12 protein-coding genes and 2 pseudogenes are annotated in these 17,941 nt (G+C 57.9%); 10 read left to right on the forward strand and 4 right to left on the reverse strand.

The features are described from left to right. Positions 1-42: 42 nt before the first annotated feature. From B0G69_RS41165 to istB, 3 genes are all read left to right on the forward strand, one after another. Positions 43-753 carry a response regulator transcription factor gene (locus B0G69_RS41165; RefSeq protein ID WP_158609010.1) on the forward strand — a complete coding sequence of 237 codons (711 nt, stop codon included), beginning with the start codon at positions 43-45 and terminating at the stop codon, positions 751-753. Positions 754-837: 84 nt separating this feature from the next. Next, positions 838-2,337, forward strand: a complete 1,500-nt coding sequence (gene istA / locus B0G69_RS31825) for an IS21 family transposase (RefSeq protein ID WP_121315179.1) — start codon at positions 838-840, stop codon at positions 2,335-2,337. After that, on the forward strand, positions 2,334-3,149 hold the full coding sequence (gene istB / locus B0G69_RS31830; protein ID WP_121315180.1) for an IS21-like element helper ATPase IstB: 816 nt from the start codon (positions 2,334-2,336) through the stop codon (positions 3,147-3,149). The genes istA and istB overlap by 4 nt, the downstream gene beginning before the upstream one ends. Before the next feature lie 187 nt (positions 3,150-3,336). On the opposite strand, the gene B0G69_RS31835 is transcribed toward istB, so the two are convergent. The 3 genes and pseudogenes from B0G69_RS31835 to B0G69_RS42225 all read right to left on the reverse strand — a co-directional run. After that, the gene (locus B0G69_RS31835) at positions 3,337-5,253 is read right to left on the reverse strand and encodes a hybrid sensor histidine kinase/response regulator (protein WP_158609011.1); all 1,917 of its coding nucleotides are present in this window, start codon (positions 5,251-5,253) and stop codon (positions 3,337-3,339) included. A gap of 107 nt (positions 5,254-5,360) precedes the next feature. Further along, entirely contained in the window at positions 5,361-7,319 is a 1,959-nt protein-coding gene (locus B0G69_RS31840) for a hybrid sensor histidine kinase/response regulator (RefSeq protein WP_121324037.1), read from the reverse strand. 1,077 nt (positions 7,320-8,396) lie between these two features. After that, positions 8,397-8,635, reverse strand: a pseudogene (locus B0G69_RS42225) (IS5/IS1182 family transposase); the annotation flags it as partial. A 28-nt stretch (positions 8,636-8,663) separates the two neighbouring features. Here B0G69_RS42225 and B0G69_RS40790 point away from each other — a divergent pair. The 5 genes from B0G69_RS40790 (at position 8,664) to B0G69_RS40795 (ending at position 14,232) form a co-directional block, all read left to right on the forward strand. Further along, positions 8,664-9,137, forward strand: coding sequence for a hypothetical protein (locus tag B0G69_RS40790; protein WP_147440796.1), 474 nt, complete (start codon positions 8,664-8,666; stop codon positions 9,135-9,137). 245 nt (positions 9,138-9,382) lie between these two features. Then, on the forward strand, positions 9,383-10,543 hold the full coding sequence (locus B0G69_RS31855) for an IS30 family transposase (protein ID WP_121324039.1): 1,161 nt from the start codon (positions 9,383-9,385) through the stop codon (positions 10,541-10,543). 1,069 nt (positions 10,544-11,612) lie between these two features. Next, positions 11,613-12,790 (forward strand): IS3 family transposase gene (locus B0G69_RS31865; RefSeq protein ID WP_199731125.1). Its coding sequence is split into 2 segments (ribosomal slippage): positions 11,613-11,880 and positions 11,880-12,790, totalling 1,179 coding nucleotides; the frame shifts between segments, so codons are not numbered across the junction. Between the two features lie 9 nt (positions 12,791-12,799). After that, on the forward strand, positions 12,800-12,955 hold the full coding sequence (locus B0G69_RS31870) for a type II toxin-antitoxin system CcdA family antitoxin (protein ID WP_121324040.1): 156 nt from the start codon (positions 12,800-12,802) through the stop codon (positions 12,953-12,955). Between the two features lie 1,043 nt (positions 12,956-13,998). After that, entirely contained in the window at positions 13,999-14,232 is a 234-nt protein-coding gene (locus tag B0G69_RS40795; protein ID WP_147440797.1) for a hypothetical protein, read from the forward strand. Positions 14,233-14,446: 214 nt separating this feature from the next. On the opposite strand, the gene B0G69_RS31875 is transcribed toward B0G69_RS40795, so the two are convergent. Beyond that, on the reverse strand, positions 14,447-15,034 hold the full coding sequence (locus B0G69_RS31875) for a hypothetical protein (RefSeq protein ID WP_121324041.1): 588 nt from the start codon (positions 15,032-15,034) through the stop codon (positions 14,447-14,449). A gap of 279 nt (positions 15,035-15,313) precedes the next feature. Between B0G69_RS31875 and B0G69_RS31880 the strand changes: the two genes are divergently transcribed. Continuing rightward, positions 15,314-17,095, forward strand: a complete 1,782-nt coding sequence (locus B0G69_RS31880; RefSeq protein WP_121324042.1) for a Rieske 2Fe-2S domain-containing protein — start codon at positions 15,314-15,316, stop codon at positions 17,093-17,095. A gap of 143 nt (positions 17,096-17,238) precedes the next feature. After that, positions 17,239-17,875 (forward strand): annotated as a pseudogene (locus tag B0G69_RS31885) (IS6 family transposase). The last annotated feature ends 66 nt before the right edge of the window (positions 17,876-17,941 follow it).

The raw sequence follows: 17,941 nt of genomic DNA on the forward strand, positions 1-17,941 counted from the left end.
AATCGATTGTTTTTCTCTGAGGTATTGAGGAGGGAAGCGGCCATGAAAATCCTATGGGTCGATGACCACGAAATTCTCTGCGTTGCTCTTTCCGAATATGTCCAAACACACGCATCGGAGTTGAGCGTAGTCCCAATCGAAGTCACACCCGTATTCACGCTTGCCAGCGCGCTTGAAGAAATGAGCAAGGCACCTCCCCCAGACCTTGTATTCCTGGATCTCAATCTGGACGGTGAGAACCGTGGCGCGACGACGCTGGAACATTTCCAGGCCGGCAATCCATCCAATGTTCCCGTGGTCGTCTGCACGGGACTCGCTCCGGGAAACGATGATGAAGTTGAAATCTTGCGAATGTGCATGCGTGACTACGCTGCTCGAGGAATCATTTTGAAGGGAGGCGCACACAAAAAAATGTTCATTGGACTGAGCAGGATTTTAGGAGGTGAACTCTGGATTCCGGAAGAAGTCTTGATGCGCTTTGCCTGCCCGACGCAAGCGCCTTCAGCTATCCGGAATCAGCATCATCTTGGACTCTCCCCACGAGAGTGGGACGTGGCGCGTTGCATTGCAGGTGGCCTGTCAGGAAAACAGATCGCAAGAGAGCTTAACGTCACCGAGGGACATGTCAGACAGGTTTCCTGTGTCATTTACGACAAGCTTCAAGTCAGAAACCGCGTTTGGAGGGCGACAATGATTGCGTCCGGTGTAGCGACATTCATCTTGGCCGGTAGTGAGGAGTCGGAGGCGGCGTAGCCGCCGCAGACGACGAGCTGCCGGCGGCGCCGGGTCGGCGAGGTCTAGGATGGCTGACTGAATCTAAAAAGAGGCGGTCAGCCCATGTCTGGAACCCGCATCACCGACCAACAGGTCCGCCTCTACATGAACCAGCGCAAACTTCATCCACAGAAGGTCGCCGCAGCGAAGTCGGGCATGAGCGAGCGCACGGCGCGCCGCGTCGAACGTGAAGCCGGGCTTCCGTCGCAGCAGCCCCGGCGCTACTGGCGCTCGCGTCCTGATCCATTTGCCGACGTATGGGAAGCCGAAGTCGTCCCATTGCTGCACAGTGCCCCAAAGCTGAAGGCGATCACGCTGCTGCGCAAATTGCAGGAAGACCATCCCGAGCGCTTTCCCGACAGCATGCGTCGCACGTTTGAGCGGCATGTCAGCCAGTGGCGCGCGCTCGAAGGGCCGAACCGGGAAGTGTTCTTCCCTCAAACGTATCAGCCAGGCGCGCGAGGCCTGTCGGACTTCACCCACATGGACAAGCTGTGCGTGACGATTGGCGGCGTTCCGTTTAACCACCTGCTGTATCACTTTGTGCTGGCGTTCTCGCGCTGGGAATACGCCAGTGTGGTCGATGGCGGAGAGAGCTTCCAGGCGCTCGCGACGGGATTGCAGAACGCGCTGTGGCAGGCCGGCGGGTGCCCGCGCGAACACCGCTCCGACAGTCTGTCGGCGGCCTTCAGGAACCTGCAGGAAGAGGAAGACTTCACAGCTCGCTATGCGGCGCTACTCGAGCACTACGGGATGCAAGGCACGCGCAACAATCGTGGCATGGGTCATGAGAATGGCAGTGTCGAATCCTCGCATCGCTATCTGAAGGATCAGATCGATCAGGCCCTGGAGCTGCGAGGTCACCGCGACTTCGCGGACCGGGGCGCGTACGACGAGTTCGTGCGCGGGGTGGTGATGCGCCGCAACCGGCGTAATGCTGCAGCGTTCCAGATCGAGCGCGAACACCTGCTGGATCTACCTGAGCACCGTACCACCGACTTCGACGAAGAAGAGGCGCGCGTGACACGCTGCGGCACGTTCACCGTGCGTTGCGTCCTGTACAGCGCTCCGTCGCGGCTGATCGGTCATCGCCTGAAGGTACGCCTCTACAGTGACCGGCTCGATTGCTATCTGTCCGGCGCGCTCGTGCACAGCACGGCGAGAGCCACACACACGAGCAAACGGCGCGGTCGCGGCATCGACTACCGGCACTTCATCGATTCGCTCAAACGCAAGCCGCAGGCCTTCCGGGGCCTCGCGTTCCGTGACGATCTGTTTCCGCGTGAAGCCTACCGTCGGACCTGGGAGCGACTGGAGCAGGCGCTGACGCCGCGCAGCGCATGCAAGACCATGGTCGGCCTGCTTGAGCTGGCAGGAAACCACGGCGTCGAGGCGCAACTCGCCGAGAGGCTCGATGCATTGCTCGAACTCGGTGAACTACCCGATCTGAGGGCGCTGTTCGATGAGTTGGCGCCGCGCCAGGCCGAGTGTCCGATGGTTGTCGTCGAGATGCCGTCTGCCGCGCTTTATGACACGTTGCTCGATGAGGAGCTGCTCGCATGAACGCCGCCTACGATGCTGGCCGTATCGCGCTGATGCTCAACGAATTGCGGCTGCCCACGATCAGCCGGTTGTGGCCGGACTTCGCTGAACGCTCGGACAAGGAAAGCTGGCAGGCGTCGCGCTTACTCGGCGCATTGCTCGAACATGAACTCGCCGAGCGGGCCAAACGGAGAATCGAGCGTCATCGAACCGAGTCACATCTGGATCCGACCAAGACGCTCGCCACCTTCGACTTCGGCGTTGTGCCGATGGTCTCGAAGGCGCATGTGATGGCGCTGGCCACCGGCGATTCGTGGCTTGAGAAAGGCGCCACGATCCTCCTGTTTGGTCCACCCGGCGGCGGAAAAAGTCACTTGGGGTCCGCCATCGGCCATGCGTTAATCGACGCCGGCTATCGCGTCTTGTTCACGCGCACCGGCGAAATCGTGCAGAAGCTCCAGGTCGCGCGCCAGAGTCTGCAACTGCCTTCGGCGCTCGCGAAGCTTGACCGCTTCGACCTGATCATCCTCGATGATCTGTCGTATGTGAGGAAAGACCAGGCCGAAACCAGCGTGCTGTTCGAGCTGATCGCCGAGAGGTATGAGCGGAAAAGTCTTCTGATAACAGCCAACCAGCCGTTCTCAGGCTGGAATGACGTCTTCCCGGACCCCGGCATGACAGTGGCGGCCATTGACCGGCTTGTGCATCACTCGACGATCTTCGAACTGAATGTTGAAAGCTATCGACGCCGCAAAGCCAGCGACAAACAGAAGGAGCGGCGCCGTCAATTACCCGCTGACAATCCGAACGGAGCGACAACCATGTCCAATTGACAGCGACAAACATCTCGACCGACCGGCCAAGATGTTTGTCGGTAAACCGGACTTCCTGCTTGACGCTGTCCACGCGTTGAAGCTGCACTAAAAGTCAATGCCGAGATGGGCGGCGGAAGTGGGCCAGCTAAGGGACTGTCGTGAAGATCTCTGCTACACCACGCCTTACGTTACACCGCCATCACTTTCACCTGCCTTCGGTGGAAGTTTTTGGCTTATGTTTTGCCAGCAAGGTCAATAAGGTCTGCTCCGAAACCGGTTTCGACAGAAGCTTCATGCCACTGGCGGCTACTTTTTTGAGCACAGCTGACGAGGTGTCCCCCGACCACAGGATCGCAGGGATCGAAGCGTCGGTAGCAGCGCGGACTGCCACAATTGCGGCAATGCCGTCCTCGCTTTTCAGCCGGTAATCAGAAAGGATGAAGTGCGGACCACTGGCCAAAGCTTCGATGCGCAACTGCTCGATCACGTCGGATGATGATTCTCCCGCCACGACGTAGCATCCATGCTCGATCAGGCGCATCGATATTTCGATTCTCAAGTCGCTATTGTCCTCGATGACCACCACGACCATACTGGTCAGGTCCAGGTCGCCGCTTTCAACCGTCTGAACCTCCAGCAACTCTGGCGGTATGCGTCCTGCGAAGGGGACCGTAACCGAAAAACGCGATCCCCGCCCTGGCGTCGAGTTCATGTCCAGTTTGTGACCAAGAAGGTTCGCGAGACCCTGAACTATGGACAGACCCAGACCAAATCCCTTTTCACGATCCCTCTCGGGATTATCGACCTGTACATAGCTTTTGAAGATATCCGCCTGTCTATCTTCAGGGATACCGATCCCGTTGTCCCAGACGCTTATCTTTACGAGGTTGCCCCGCCTTTGGCAACTCACCAGAATATGCCCCTTCTTTCCTCCCTGTTCGGAAGGTGTGTAACGGACGGCATTGGTCACCATATTTCGGACGATCCGGTCCAACGCTTGTCGATCCGTATGGGTCAGATAGGGCCGGCTATGGAGTTTTAACTTCAGCCCCTTCGCCCGGGCCAGCGGCTGCATATCCACAACTATGCCGTGTAAAAGGGAAGGCAGCCCCACCTCCTGAATTTCTACACTCCAGGTGCCGGACTCCAGGCGGCAGATATCCAGTGTGCCGTTAATCATCCCTTCCATCGCATCCACTTGCCTTTGCGCAATCGAGACGTCTTCGGCCAGCCTGGTTGATTCAATGGTCCGCTCGATATAGTTCAACTTCAAGCCGAGCGTTGTGAGCGGCTGGCGCAAATCATGGCTTATCGCAGCGATAAGTTGGTTCTTCTCCGCCCTTGCCGCTTCGGCCCGCGATCGCGCCTCTTCGAGAATAACCTCTTTTACACATGCGTGCTTCTGATCGTAACAAAGAAACCATGCGATGAGACAATAGCCAATTAGTTGAGCCGTAAGCGACTCAAACAAAGTTGGCCGATTAATTAACAGAATTCCTCCCACGCTAAATCCAAATGGGATAGTGCCGAGCACGAGTGAACCTAAAGTTGCACGAAGACTAGGTGCGAGCAGCAGCACAGTAAATACATGACACATCAGCGTCAGCTTTAGGAAGAAAGTCCTGTGAAAAATAATATGAGTATCACCATGGTAGGCCCAGAAAATGGGTGGCTTTATCCCAAAGCTACCGGCCGCCCACCACACCGATGTCAGTATGACCAATGCAGCCCATGCCCAGTGCATGTGCTCGACCGCGTTGACGCCGGCTTGCTTTGGAAGCGCCATGGTCTTTTTCAGTAAATGTATTGCCATGGGAGCGGCCATCCCCCACAGTCCGAAGATCCAGACGACACGGAACAAAAGATAAATATCCGACGTCTTGATCCAATTTCCAAGTACGAACACGAACAAGCTTACGAACAACATCAACGCCATCCAATACACCGCTCGACGCGACAGTGATTCCAATAAATCGCGTTTGACAAGGAGATTCTGCTCGGCACTGAGTGCCGCAACCGGTCCCCGAACAAGATTCACAAATTCACCGAATCTGCGGCGACCGACATTGTGAGCTGTTTCACTTGCGCTCAGTGATATCCTGGCCCCGGGCTTTTCGTCCACGTCAGAATCACGTCGTGTTTGAGTACTGGACGCCATAGAAGGCCTCTTCGGAGGGGCACTTTCAGCATACGCCCCTTTGTGCTAGTTACGTTCTACCGCCATCACCTTCACCTGCCTTCGGTGGAAGTTTTTGGCTTATGTTTTGCCAGCAAGGTCAATAAGGTCTGCTCCGAAACCGGTTTCGACAGAAGCTTCATGCCACTGGCGGCTACTTTTTTGAGCACAGCTGACGAGGTGTCCCCCGACCACAGGATCGCAGGGATCGAAGCGTCGGTAGCAGCGCGGACTGCCACAATTGCGGCAATGCCGTCCTCGCTTTTCAGCCGGTAATCAGAAAGGATGAAGTGCGGACCACTGGCCAAAGCTTCGATGCGCAACTGCTCGATCACGTCGGATGATGATTCTCCCGCCACGACGTAGCATCCATGCTCGATCAGGCGCATCGATATTTCGATTCTCAAGTCGCTATTGTCCTCGATGACCACCACGACCATACTGGTCAGGTCCAGGTCGCCGCTTTCAACCGTCTGAACCTCCAGCAACTCTGGCGGTATGCGTCCTGCGAAGGGGACCGTAACCGAAAAACGCGATCCCCGCCCTGGCGTCGAGTTCATGTCCAGTTTGTGACCAAGAAGGTTCGCGAGACCCTGAACTATGGACAGACCCAGACCAAATCCCTTTTCACGATCCCTCTCGGGATTATCGACCTGTACATAGCTTTTGAAGATATCCGCCTGTCTATCTTCAGGGATACCGATCCCGTTGTCCCAGACGCTTATCTTTACGAGGTTGCCCCGCCTTTGGCAACTCACCAGAATATGCCCCTTCTTTCCTCCCTGTTCGGAAGGTGTGTAACGGACGGCATTGGTCACCATATTTCGGACGATCCGGTCCAACGCTTGTCGATCCGTATGGGTCAGATAGGGCCGGCTATGGAGTTTTAACTTCAGCCCCTTCGCCCGGGCCAGCGGCTGCATATCCACAACTATGCCGTGTAAAAGGGAAGGCAGCCCCACCTCCTGAATTTCTACACTCCAGGTGCCGGACTCCAGGCGGCAGATATCCAGTGTGCCGTTGATCATCCCTTCCATCGCATCCACTTGCCGTTGCGCAATCGAGACGTCTTCGGCCAGTCTGGTTGATCCAATGGTCCGCTCGATATAGTTCAACTTCAAGCCGAGCGTTGTGAGCGGCTGGCGCAAATCATGGCTTATCGCAGCGATAAATTGGTTCTTTTCCGCCATTGCCGCTTCGGCCTGCGATCGCGCCTCTTCGAGAATAATCTCTTTTACACATGCGCGCTCCTGATTGTAACAAAGAAACCATGCGATGAAACAATAGCCAATTAGTTGACCCATATACCAGTAAAACCATACTGGCCGTTCAATTAACAGATAATTTCCCACGCTAAATCCGAATGGGATAGTGCCGAGCACGAGTGAACCCAAAGTTGCACGAAGACTAGGTGCGAGCAGCAGCACAGTAAATGTATAGCTGATCAGCGTCAGCTCCAGGAAGCCAATCCTGCCGGAACCGGTACCATGAAACTGGAATTGGAGGGGGATTAACCCAAAGCTACCGGCCGCCCACCACACCGATGTCAGTATGACCAATGCAGCCCATGCCCCGTGCATCTGCTCGACCGCGTTGACGCCCGCGTGCTTTGGAAGCGCCATGGTCCTTTTCAGTAAATATATTGCCATGGGAGTGGCCATCCCCCACATTCCCAAGATCCAGACCATACGGAACAAACGATAAATATCCGACGTCTTGATCCAATAGTCGGGTATTATCCAATATCCAGATTTAAGCTCGAACAAGCTTCCGAACAACACCAACGCCATCCAATATACCGCTCGACGCGACAGTGATTCCAATAACTCGCGTTTGACGCGGAGATTCTGCTCGGCACTGAGTGCCGCAACCGGTCCCCGAACAAGATTCACAAATTCACCGAATCTGCGGCGCCCGATTTTGTGAGCTGTTTCACTTGCGCTCAGTGACATTCTGGCCCCGGACTTTTCGCCCACGTCAGAATCACGTCGTGTTCGAGTGCCGGACGCCATGGGAGGCCTCCTCGAAGGGTCACGTTTAGCATACGCCCCTTTGTGCTAGCGGCCTGTGCCCGCTGTGCCGGGAATTGGGTGGAAGACTGTCAAAGCTGACAATCGAGGGTAAGTGTGCGGCGTGCGCAGTACCAGCAACCCGCAGTTGTCCTTGTGTCGCGTCGACCTGAATCCGTTACCCGGCGTGTGCCCCGCGCTCTCAAGAAGTCACTTTGACGAATAGTCGCAAAGCGGCACCGAACATTTGTTCGCCCCTTAAGGAACATTTGATACCGAGCATTAAATAATCGATCTAACTACAAATGACAAGGTTACACGGCAGAACAATGCAGCATAATTCGAAATAAGGATGTTGTAATTCATCGAAAGACAATTCAGATTCTTCTCTTCTCGCATACATATTAGGAATGAAGAATTATTATCGAATGGTGAGGAACATGCAGTGCATACATAGGCACCATGTGCGATGTATTTCACCTCAATTGTCGTTGCCGACCTCGTTTTGATCCTGATGCCGAGATTCAAGCGAACCCACCCGATGCCCAACGCATGCTCGAACCGAGAGCATCGCGAATATACGGTTCATTCGTGCATCGGCAACTGCTTCAATTTCACGTCGGCAGCAATAGTGCGCTCTCTATTGCGCACCGGGCTTACCAGCCCACCGGCGGTCATTCAGGTGCTCCTGTCACCTCGGACGCTAAGCGCGGTATTGCCGCGCATGTCGGCTGCTACGTCCTCCGCCTATGTCAAAGCGGCCGCCCTAACTGAACCTGATTTCATACTGAAGGAGTTAAGCCATGAAGACGACAATATTCGTGTCTGCAGTGCTCCTGGGCATTCTCTCGCTTGCGGGCGTAGCGCAAGCGCAGGATGCATCCGGGCAACAAGATGAGCAATCGGCATCGGCCAATGCTAGCAATAACTCCGGGTATGGCGGGGTTTCAGGGAGCACCAGTGCAAGCGGCAGTATGGATCGCTGGGGGGCGGCTACCTGTGGTCATCTACCCCAATGCAACCCCGACAGTGGTCACTAGATAGTCACCCCTGAACAATTCTTTTCTCATGCCGCCTGCGTCAAACCACTGCGTTGGCGGCAGTATTACAGTTGGACAAAGCAGCGAGAATGAAGGCACAAAGAAGCCGCAGCTTCCTGATGATCATCCTCAGGTTGTAGCCCGCGCCGCACAGCACTGCGTGCATCGAATCGCCGAGTGCGTCTTTAAGACAACTCGGACCTCAGTCAGCATCCAAGATATCTAAGGGTCCCTCGCTTCCTCTCGCCGTAGCATCGCGTCTAGCTTGGTACGCGTCAAGAGCTCTCGGTGTCATGGAACCACGTGGGTGGAAATGCGTCGATCTCTATGGCTCGAACGGCTCCATGATTTTGATGGCGCCGGACGACGCACGCCAGTTGGAGCCGCTCACGACAGTCCCATCAAGGGCCGCGACATTCAACTCAGCACGTCGTACGGGGTACGTCCGGGAGCTTTGGAGCAGCCAAGATCGCTGGACAGGGGTTTCCGAACCGACAAGCCTTCGTCGATGCAGTGGCGAATGAAGGTATCTTGCCAAAGGAAGCATTCAGAAACTGTCCCTAACGATTGCATTCGTCGCTTTGGCTCGGATCAAGTTTCGTTTGAAACGCCAACCAACGAAGACGGCATAGGCACCATGAGCCGACTTGTGAAGTCGGAGGACCCGATTCAGGGCATGGCGAAGATGAACGAGGACAACGATGACACGTTGCTTGTAATGCGGCTGAACCCGGCGCTCCGCAACCTTGGCCCAACCATCCTGAGCGTAGAGCTACCGTAGTGGATTGTTCAACCGAGCTGCCCACCGTGAATGATCGCTTTCCGGCCGCGGACTTCTCCTCTGGGTCGCGAGAACTCATTCACTCGCATCGGCACATGATATTCGAGGCCACGGCGGCGCGAGGGGCGGCAAAGCGCCCCTCAGTTGCCCATCAGTGGCCGACATTCCTACGTCCGCAATGGCCTGCGGATTCAACCGGTCGATGCAACACAATAGAAGCTGCGTGAGCGGCGGGAGTGTTGCAAATGAAGTACCGAACCCGGATCTATTACAGCGAGAGCCAGAAAGCGTTAATGTGGGAACTCTGGCGGAAAGGTGAATCACTCCAGCATATTGCGCAACTGTTCGATCGGAATCACTCGTCGATACAGGGAATTCTCGCGGAGACAGGCGGAATACAGCCGGCACCGCGACGTCGTTCCAGACTGGCGTTGACGTTAGCCGAGCGCGAGGAGGTATCGCGCTCACTGGCAGCCGGGGACTCGATCCGTTCGGTGGCCAGCCGGCTTGGAAGAGCACCGTCCACCATCGGTAGGGAAATCAGGCGAAATGGTGGATCTCAAGGCTATCGGGCGAATCAGGCTGATGCGCTTGCCTGGGATCGTGCCCGTCGTCCCAAGGAATGCAAGCTCGTCAGGAACCGCGAGCTCGCCCGGGTTGTGGCGAGCAAACTCCAGTCGCAGTGGTCGCCAGAACAGATTGCCGGTTGGCTCAAGCACTCATACGCGGTCAACGGGGACTATCAGGTGTCGCACGAGACTATCTACCGGAGCCTTTATATACAGGCCCGCGGCGCGCTAAAGAAGGAACTGCTGGAGCATCTGCGCCGGACGCGGGCGATGCGTCGTTCACGTCACCACACCATGAAGACCGACGATCACGGCAGAATCTGCGACGCCGTATCGATAAGTGAACGCCCCGCGACAGCGGAAGACCGTGCGATACCCGGGCATTGGGAAGGCGATCTGCTGTTTGGTAACGCGAACAGCCAGATTGCAACTCTCGTCGAACGTCAAACCCGCTACGTCATGCTGGTGAAGATTGCCAGCAAGGATACAGAGACCGTCGTCAACGACCTCATAAAACATGCTGGCAAGCTGCCTCAGGAACTGTACAGATCACTGACCTGGGATCGGGGCAAAGAGATGGCTGGGCACAAGCGCTTCACGGTGGCTACTGACATCGCAGTCTACTTCTGCGATCCGCAGCATCCATGGCAACGCGGCTCGAACGAAAACACGAACGGATTGCTGAGGCAGTACTTCCCGAAAGGTACCGATCTCTCCGTCTACTCACAGGCCCGGCTTAATGCAGTAGCAAGGCGACTCAATGAACGCCCCCGGAAAACACCAAACTTCGACACACCAGCTGAGCGATTTCATCAAGCTGTTGCATCGACCGGTTGAATCCGCACCGATCAGCCGCCGGATTCCGCCCTTCCCTCGCACGCGCGGTGCCCGAGTTGGGAGGATTGCCGTGATAAGGCGCGGGTTATCACCGCTACGCCCCGGGCAACTCCGGCGGCGTCTCCCTACGTGCTGACTCGTATGGTTCGGATGGGACCCCGCCTTAGAAAACATCCGCATTTATGCCAAGCACTCCTACAGAAAATGTCGAGGCAATTCTTTTTATGTAAAGTGCAAACGAATCGGGGGATGAACGAGGTGGAATTCAGCCCCCTGAATCTCCGGACACCTATCACCTCTTAAAGTCGAGGATAGTCTTGTGACTGGTTTCAAGCCTAGCTAGGGTTTGATTCCACTGGTGCAGCTCATCATCCAAACAACGAGCTCACTCGACCTTCGATAGTGCGATAGAACTCCATCGTTGCGGCGATATCGGCATCGCCCCGATCACGCGACACCAACCACCGATTCAGGTGCGAACCGGGACTACACCCCGACAGGGCGAATCACAAACATGCTCAAGAATATGCGAAATGCGCAAGTTCTTGGACGATCGGTTGGGCTCCCGTTGCCATTCACGAGCCTCGCAGGCATGCGCCCACGTTTTCGCAGTCGAATGCATAGTCTTGACGTGCAGCAGTCCTTATCATATCAGTATGGTAACAAATCTACGGCTGCAGTACTAACCGGGTGTACGCACTGGCCGCACTCAAGCCCATCCTCGGTGCATCCAGCGCTGTCTGGACGGCCTCGCCGGTGTGCTGGAAATGATCCACCAGACTCGATGCCGGAACCAGCCCTCGAGCTCCTATCCAAGGCCACCCAGAAAAGCCAAGCCTCACTTCCATCTCGCGTACAAACTCGCTTCATGCAGTGAGGCTTAAGTTGAGAGCGTTGCCCCGCACAGGGGCAACGCTAATAAGCCAATAAGAAATCAAGGAAAGGCCAAAGCAGCAGGCGAACAACAAGGAAAAGTCAACTCCGCAGGCGAACAAACCCTGTAGTGGTCTAATTTCCTCGGACAGGTCGATAGGGGGACAATCCGGAATCGACGAGGAAAAAGAGCAGGATGACAAGAAGGCGCCGACAATTTGACACCAGCTTCAAGCTGGAAGTGGTACGGATGGTACGGGACCAGGGGTTATCGGTCAGCGAAGTCTGCCGGTCGATGGACCTTGTTGAGACAGCCGTGCGGCGCTGGGTGGCCCAGTACGACGCAGAGCGTGCGGGCGGCCCCGGCGAGGGCAAGCCGTTGACGGCGGAACAGCAGCGCATCCGGCAACTTGAAGCGGAGAACCGGCAATTGCGCGAGGACAATGCGCTGCTAAAAAAAGCGTCGGCCTTCTTTGCCCGGGAACTGAAGTGAGTTACCGCGTGGTAACTCACTTGCAACAGGAGGCCGTATCGGTCAGTCACGCCTGCCGGGTGTTGGAGGTGAGTCGCTCTGGCTACTATGCGCACCAGCGCGCTAAGCCGAGTGCAAAGAGTCTGCAGGAGCGGACCCACGTCAAGGCAGCATTCGTCGCCAGTGGCGCGAGCTATGGCAGCCGCCGTGTGATGCATGCGCTGCGGGAGCATGGGCTGCATATTGGTCGCTACCGGGTGCGGACGCTGATGCGCGAAGCGGGCCTGCGCACGAGCTGGAAGCGCAAGTTCGTCTCGACGACCGACAGCAGGCATACGCTACCTGTCGCGGAGAACGTGCTCGACCGGAAATTTGAGGTCGCCGAGCCCAACCGCGCGTGGGTTTCGGACATCACGTATATCCGCACGGCGCAAGGCTGGCTGTATCTGGCGGTCGTACTGGACCTGTACTCACGCAAGGTGGTCGGCTGGTCCATGGCGCCGACCATGCCGGCCGCACTGGTCATTTCGGCACTGACCATGGCGCTGCAGCAGCGTCGGCCAGCGTCAGGCCTGCTCCTGCATTCGGACCGGGGCAGCCAGTACGCGAGCGATGAATACCAGGCCTTGCTCAAGCAGCATCACGTGGTTTGCAGTATGAGCCGCAAAGGAAATTGCTGGGACAATTCGGTAATGGAGCGGTTCTTCCTGAACCTGAAAATGGAGCGCGTGTGGCAGCGTCAGTACGCCAACCACGATGAAGCACGGCGCGACATCAACCAGTACATCGTCGGTTTTTACAACGCAGTACGCTTGCATTCGACTTTGGGCTATCTGTCGCCCGTTGCCTACGAGGCAAAACCGACAGTAAAAGAACCTATCAGCCTGTCCGAAATAACTTGACCACTACAGATTAACCTTTCTCGAGCGAGCGAGCGCGGTGTGTGGGAAGAAATTCAGGAGGCGGAAGCTCGCCGTTGGGCCGATGCCAATGCCGAACTGGTCGCCGCCTACAGTGCAATGATCGATCGCGGCGGGCTTCCGCTAGCGAAATTCAGGACGTTCTAATGGCGCGGTTCGATCTCTACGTCAACCCCGACAAAGAGACGCGGAGACTCGCGCCGTAGCTGCTCGACATACAGAGCGCGCACGTTGGAATTTTGCCGACGCGCATCGTGATCCCCCTGCGACCTGTCGAGCACCTCGACTTTTCGGGCAAACCATCCGACCCTGCTGCCGGTTTTCGAGGTTAATGGCGGAACATGTTTCCTCGATACGCCCGGCATGAGTGCCGTCCCTCTGAACGCTTCGCAAACGCATCGGTTCTCTTTCGGATGAACGTGAAGCCATCCTGGCGGCGCTCGTCCGGATCTTCGGTGCATTCTGAGTGACAGCAAGGCAGCGCGATAGCCAGCGACGTGACGATTCAGCGGACCGGCGCCGTGGCCGCCGGTCACAAGGCGCCTGGTTCGATCTCCAAAAATCGCCGCCTCTCGCTGCAAGCCGGGTTTGCCTTTGTGGTGTGAATAGTTGAGGTAGACGGTTAGTTGCGAATCGACAATTGTTAGTCTTTACGACTGGTGAGCTTTTGCGGGGGTAAACCAGGTGCGCGAACCGGAACGTCGAGCCCGGGCGCTCAGTGCGCGAATCGCTGCACCCCTGCGTGGGAAGTTAGAGAAATCCTGGCGTGACAGTTCCCGCCTCTCCGGCCAGTCGCGGCCCGTCTGCACCGGTCAATGAGCAAGCATCCGCTCCGGCTTGACCGCATCTAGGACAGTCACCACGAATTTGCGCCCTACCCGGCATGTCCGTTAGCCTGCGACGGGCGATGCCGCGTGCTGACGGGCGCCCCCCGCCCTGTTCTGAAACCGCGGCTCGCTGACATGGGCATTCGCGGTCCCTGTACCGGTAATGCGCACGCTGCGATCGAGCCACCAGAAGTTACAGGCAGCATGACCGTCAGCGACGCAGTTGTTGGTCTCCGCGAAGAGTGCGCCTTTGCGGGAGTGACGTTGGTCGGTGGCGCGATGCTTCGAGACCCGGCCCCGAGCCGCGATGCCAAGTCCCAGGTCGCGGGGAGCTGAAACCGTGCAGCAGCAATCCACGTGTCCTTGAATCAGCAACTGCTCTCCTGGAGCGATACGGAAAAGAACGTAACCGCTTTGCAGGTCTGCCTGATCTCTTCAAACGGCACGGCCAGCTGGAGATCCTTCATGGGCGGTGCCGCTTCCCTGCGCAGTGCAACAAATCCGCATGCAACCAAACGTTTACGAGCCTTTCCCGCGGGCTTGTCCGCGGGCTCTTTCACGCCTTCTGTGTACAACTTTGATCGAAGTTTCATGTGACAGGACGACAACGGCGAAACAGCGGGCTACAGGGGGCATGTAATTGCCCGAAATTTCGAGTTTCAAAAGCTTCGGTTCATCCCAGGATACCGCAGGCGGGCGCTTCCCGCGAGACGGTCGATGCGGATATACGCGAGTTGCGACGTGCCGGTCCCGACGCAGGGTCTCTCGTTCGGGCCTTCGACGAGTGGGAATCAGGCAACGCTCGGTCAGACTAGGCTTCATCGCTCGGATCGATCAGTTCCATCCGGAACTGCCATCCTTCGCACATCATTAACATCGCCCCAAAATCGCTCCAGTCGATCCGTCTGCCATCAATGACCACACATGGCAGGCGGCCGTCCTGGCTGTCGTCCCACTCGATCCGCCCGCGGACCGTCGTTCCGGCTATCTCAAGCTGGCCCGCACGCTCGACCACGTGCCGGACCGCGAGACCGCGCCTGATCTTCTGCACCAGGTGGCCCAACAGCTCGAACGGGTCCGTCCGCGGATCGCCCAGAAGCTGGAAGCGGAAGCCCCCGCAGTCTTCCTCTCCGGAAGCCAGTTCGAACGCCTCCAGTGAAAGCTGATCGCCGAATAGCAGGCTGCGGAAATGAAACTCGTGAACGACACCATCCGCATCGGGCAGGCGCACGGGCGTGAATTCCGGATGTTCGAATGCGTCGACATCCGCAAGATGGGCCATTTCGGTGTTGAAACAGCGGCTACAGAGCAACCGGTACGCGCCATCCGGTGACGCGACGCTGACAACGTCGTGCGGTGACGTGACTGCTCCGCACCGGGCACACATAACATCGGTCATCGGCGCTCCTTGGGCTGCAATTACTGGACGGCAAGCATTGTCCAATCTTCAATGATGGGATTTCCGTTGACGCGCGCCCTACCCAACGGCTGGCCGCCAGGCAATCTAGAAGCCAGTATCGCGGTACCTGATAAGCTTACATTCGCTCCGGCTCTGGAAACGCAGCGTTCGCATTCCGGTCCCACGCACATCCCGGCGTTTGCCCGGAGTATGCTTGTGTTTGCACGCGAGCGCACGTACCTGTGACGCCCGTGCAAGGAGGAATGCCGGAGGCCGAACATGGATGCACCCGATGACGGATTCGTGCTCGCGGGAAGCCTTGAAGAGCTGCGAGCGAAGGGGCGGCGCATTGTGCAGGGCGGCCATGGTCCCATCCTCGTTATCCATGAGCGCGGGCGCGTCTTCGCCATCGACAATCGTTGCCCCCATATGGGCTTCCCACTCGAGCGGGGCACTGTTGAAGACGGCATTCTGACCTGTCACTGGCACCACGCCCGCTTCGATCTGGAAAGCGGCTGCACGTTCGACCTGTGGGCAGACGACGTACCGGCCTGCGCGGTCGAGGTCCGCAATGGCGACGTCTGGGTGGCGACCACGTTTGGATACTCCGATCCTGCAACGCACTGGCATCAGCGACTTGCGGACGGGCTCGCACACGACCTCGGACTCGTCATCGCCAAAGCCGTGCAGGGTCAGCTCGCGGCCGGCGTCCCCGTGGCCGATATTGTGCGGCAGGTCGCGCTGTTCGGCGCGCAGAACCGTGATGGCTGGGGCGTCGGTCTCACGATACTGACGACGCTCGCCGACCTGTTGTCCGTACTGCCAGCGGACGATGCCTATCTCGCCCTCTTTCACGGCGCGCGCCATGTAGCGGCGGACTGCAACGGCGAAGCACCGCGGCGGGAGCGCGCACCACTGGGAAGTCGGCCGGAGCCCGCCGCGCTCAGGCGCTGGTTGCGCCGCTGGACCAACGTGCGCCATCGCGAGGCGGCCGAGCGCACGCTGTTGACGGCGATTGCCGCCGGTCTTTCACCGGCCGTGCTCGCCGATGCCCTGCTGTCCGCCGGGACCGAGCGGGCTTTTGCCGACACCGGTCATCTGCTCGACTTCATCAACAAGGCGTTCGAGTGCCTCGACCTGATCGGCTGGCAGCACGCGTCAGCCTTGCTGCCCACTGTGGTCGCCCAGATGGTGAGCGCCCGTGGCGCCGAGGAGTCGACCGCCTGGCGCCAGCCCGTAGATCTTGTCGCGCTGTGCGACGAAGCAGCCAGCCAGATGTCACGCCTTTTCGCTGCCGGGGGCGCTCTGCAAGGCTGGTCGCAGCACGCCGCGCTCGCCCGGGAACTGCTTGCAGACGATCCGGCGAAGATCATTGACGCGCTGAAGGCGGCGATTCTCGCAGGCGCCGCTCCGGCTGACCTGGGACAATCCCTCGCGTATGGAGCGGCGCTTCGCGTGGCCCGCTTCGGCGATGCCAACGAGCACGCCGACTGGGAGACCGCGCATCACGTTTTTACCCATGCCAACGCACTCCACCAGATGCTCGGACGCATTGGGCCCGCGGGTATCGACCGTGACGTCGCGCCCGCTCGCGGCATCCTGCACGCCGCCATGGCGCTCTACCTTGCGCGGTATCTGAATGTGCCACCGGCCCGAATCCCGGGCGACGGCAATGATCCGCTCGACGACCTTCCTGCCGATGAGGAGACGATCCGGACCGCCCTGCTCGACGCCTTCGACCGGCAGCGACAGGTCGATCTTGCGGCGAGGCTCGTAGCGCGCCATCTCACGCTTGGCCATTCGCCGCAGGCACTGATCGCCACACTTGCGGTTGCGGTACTGCGCGAAGATGCGGGCTTTCATGCCTATCAGATGCTGGAGGCCGGCGTCCGCCAGTTTGCTGCATGGGGCAATACTGCCGAGGGACGGCACGTTCTGATTGCGGTCGCCCGCTATCTCGCGGCCCATTCACCGACGGAACGCGCAACGCTGCAAACGGCCGACATCGCGCGGCGCCTGATGAGGGGCGGAGAAATACATCAGGTAGCTGGAGCAGCGTAACGCTAACCGTCCTGGCGGTTCTGTCGCGGTAAGCGCGTCTGCTATGGTGAGAGGTCCCAAGACGAACGATGTAACGAATGGTCAAGACACCCAACGCCGTTGTGAGCAAGGCGCTCAAACGGCTGCATTAGCCACTGGACGTAATGCTGACGTGCGTACGTTGGTACGTCGCCTACCCGTTGAGCCTTCGCCATCTGGAAGAGATGATGTCCGAGCGCGCTGTGTCTGTCGACCATTCGACGGTCCACCGCTGGGCCATCAAGTTGCTACCTGTGCTGGGAAAGGCGTTCGGACCGCGCAAAAAAGGGTCGGCCGAAGTTGGCGGATGGACGAAACCTACATCAAGGTCAAGGGCTAATGGAGGTACTTGTATCGCGCCGTCGATAAAGCCGGTGAAACGGTCGACTTTTTGTTCCGTGCCACGCGAGACAAGGCCGCTGCCCGGCGCTACTTCGAAAAGGCGATCGCTGGAAACGGCGTGCCGGAGACGGTGACGATCGACAAGAGCGGGGCGAATCTTGCCGGGCTCAATGCGATCAATACCGATCGCAAAACGCCGATCAAAATTCGTCAATCGAAGTATCTGAACAACGTGGTCGAGCAGGACCATCGAGCGATCAAACGCATCGTTCGACCAATGCAAGAATTCAAGATCTTTCGCTGCGCCCGCATCATTTTAGGCGGCATCGAACTCATGCACATGAAGCGAAAGGACAGATGAAGAGTGACGGTGGACGGCAACGTTCAGTCGCCGAGCAGTTCTACGATCTAGCGAAATAAGTAATCCTATTTGTTCCGTCCAAACTCCTCCTAATTTCCTTACTGCTACAAAACCGAATCGACTGG

This window comes from Paraburkholderia sp. RAU2J, from assembly GCF_003634845.1.
Lineage (GTDB): Bacteria > Pseudomonadota > Gammaproteobacteria > Burkholderiales > Burkholderiaceae > Paraburkholderia > Paraburkholderia fynbosensis.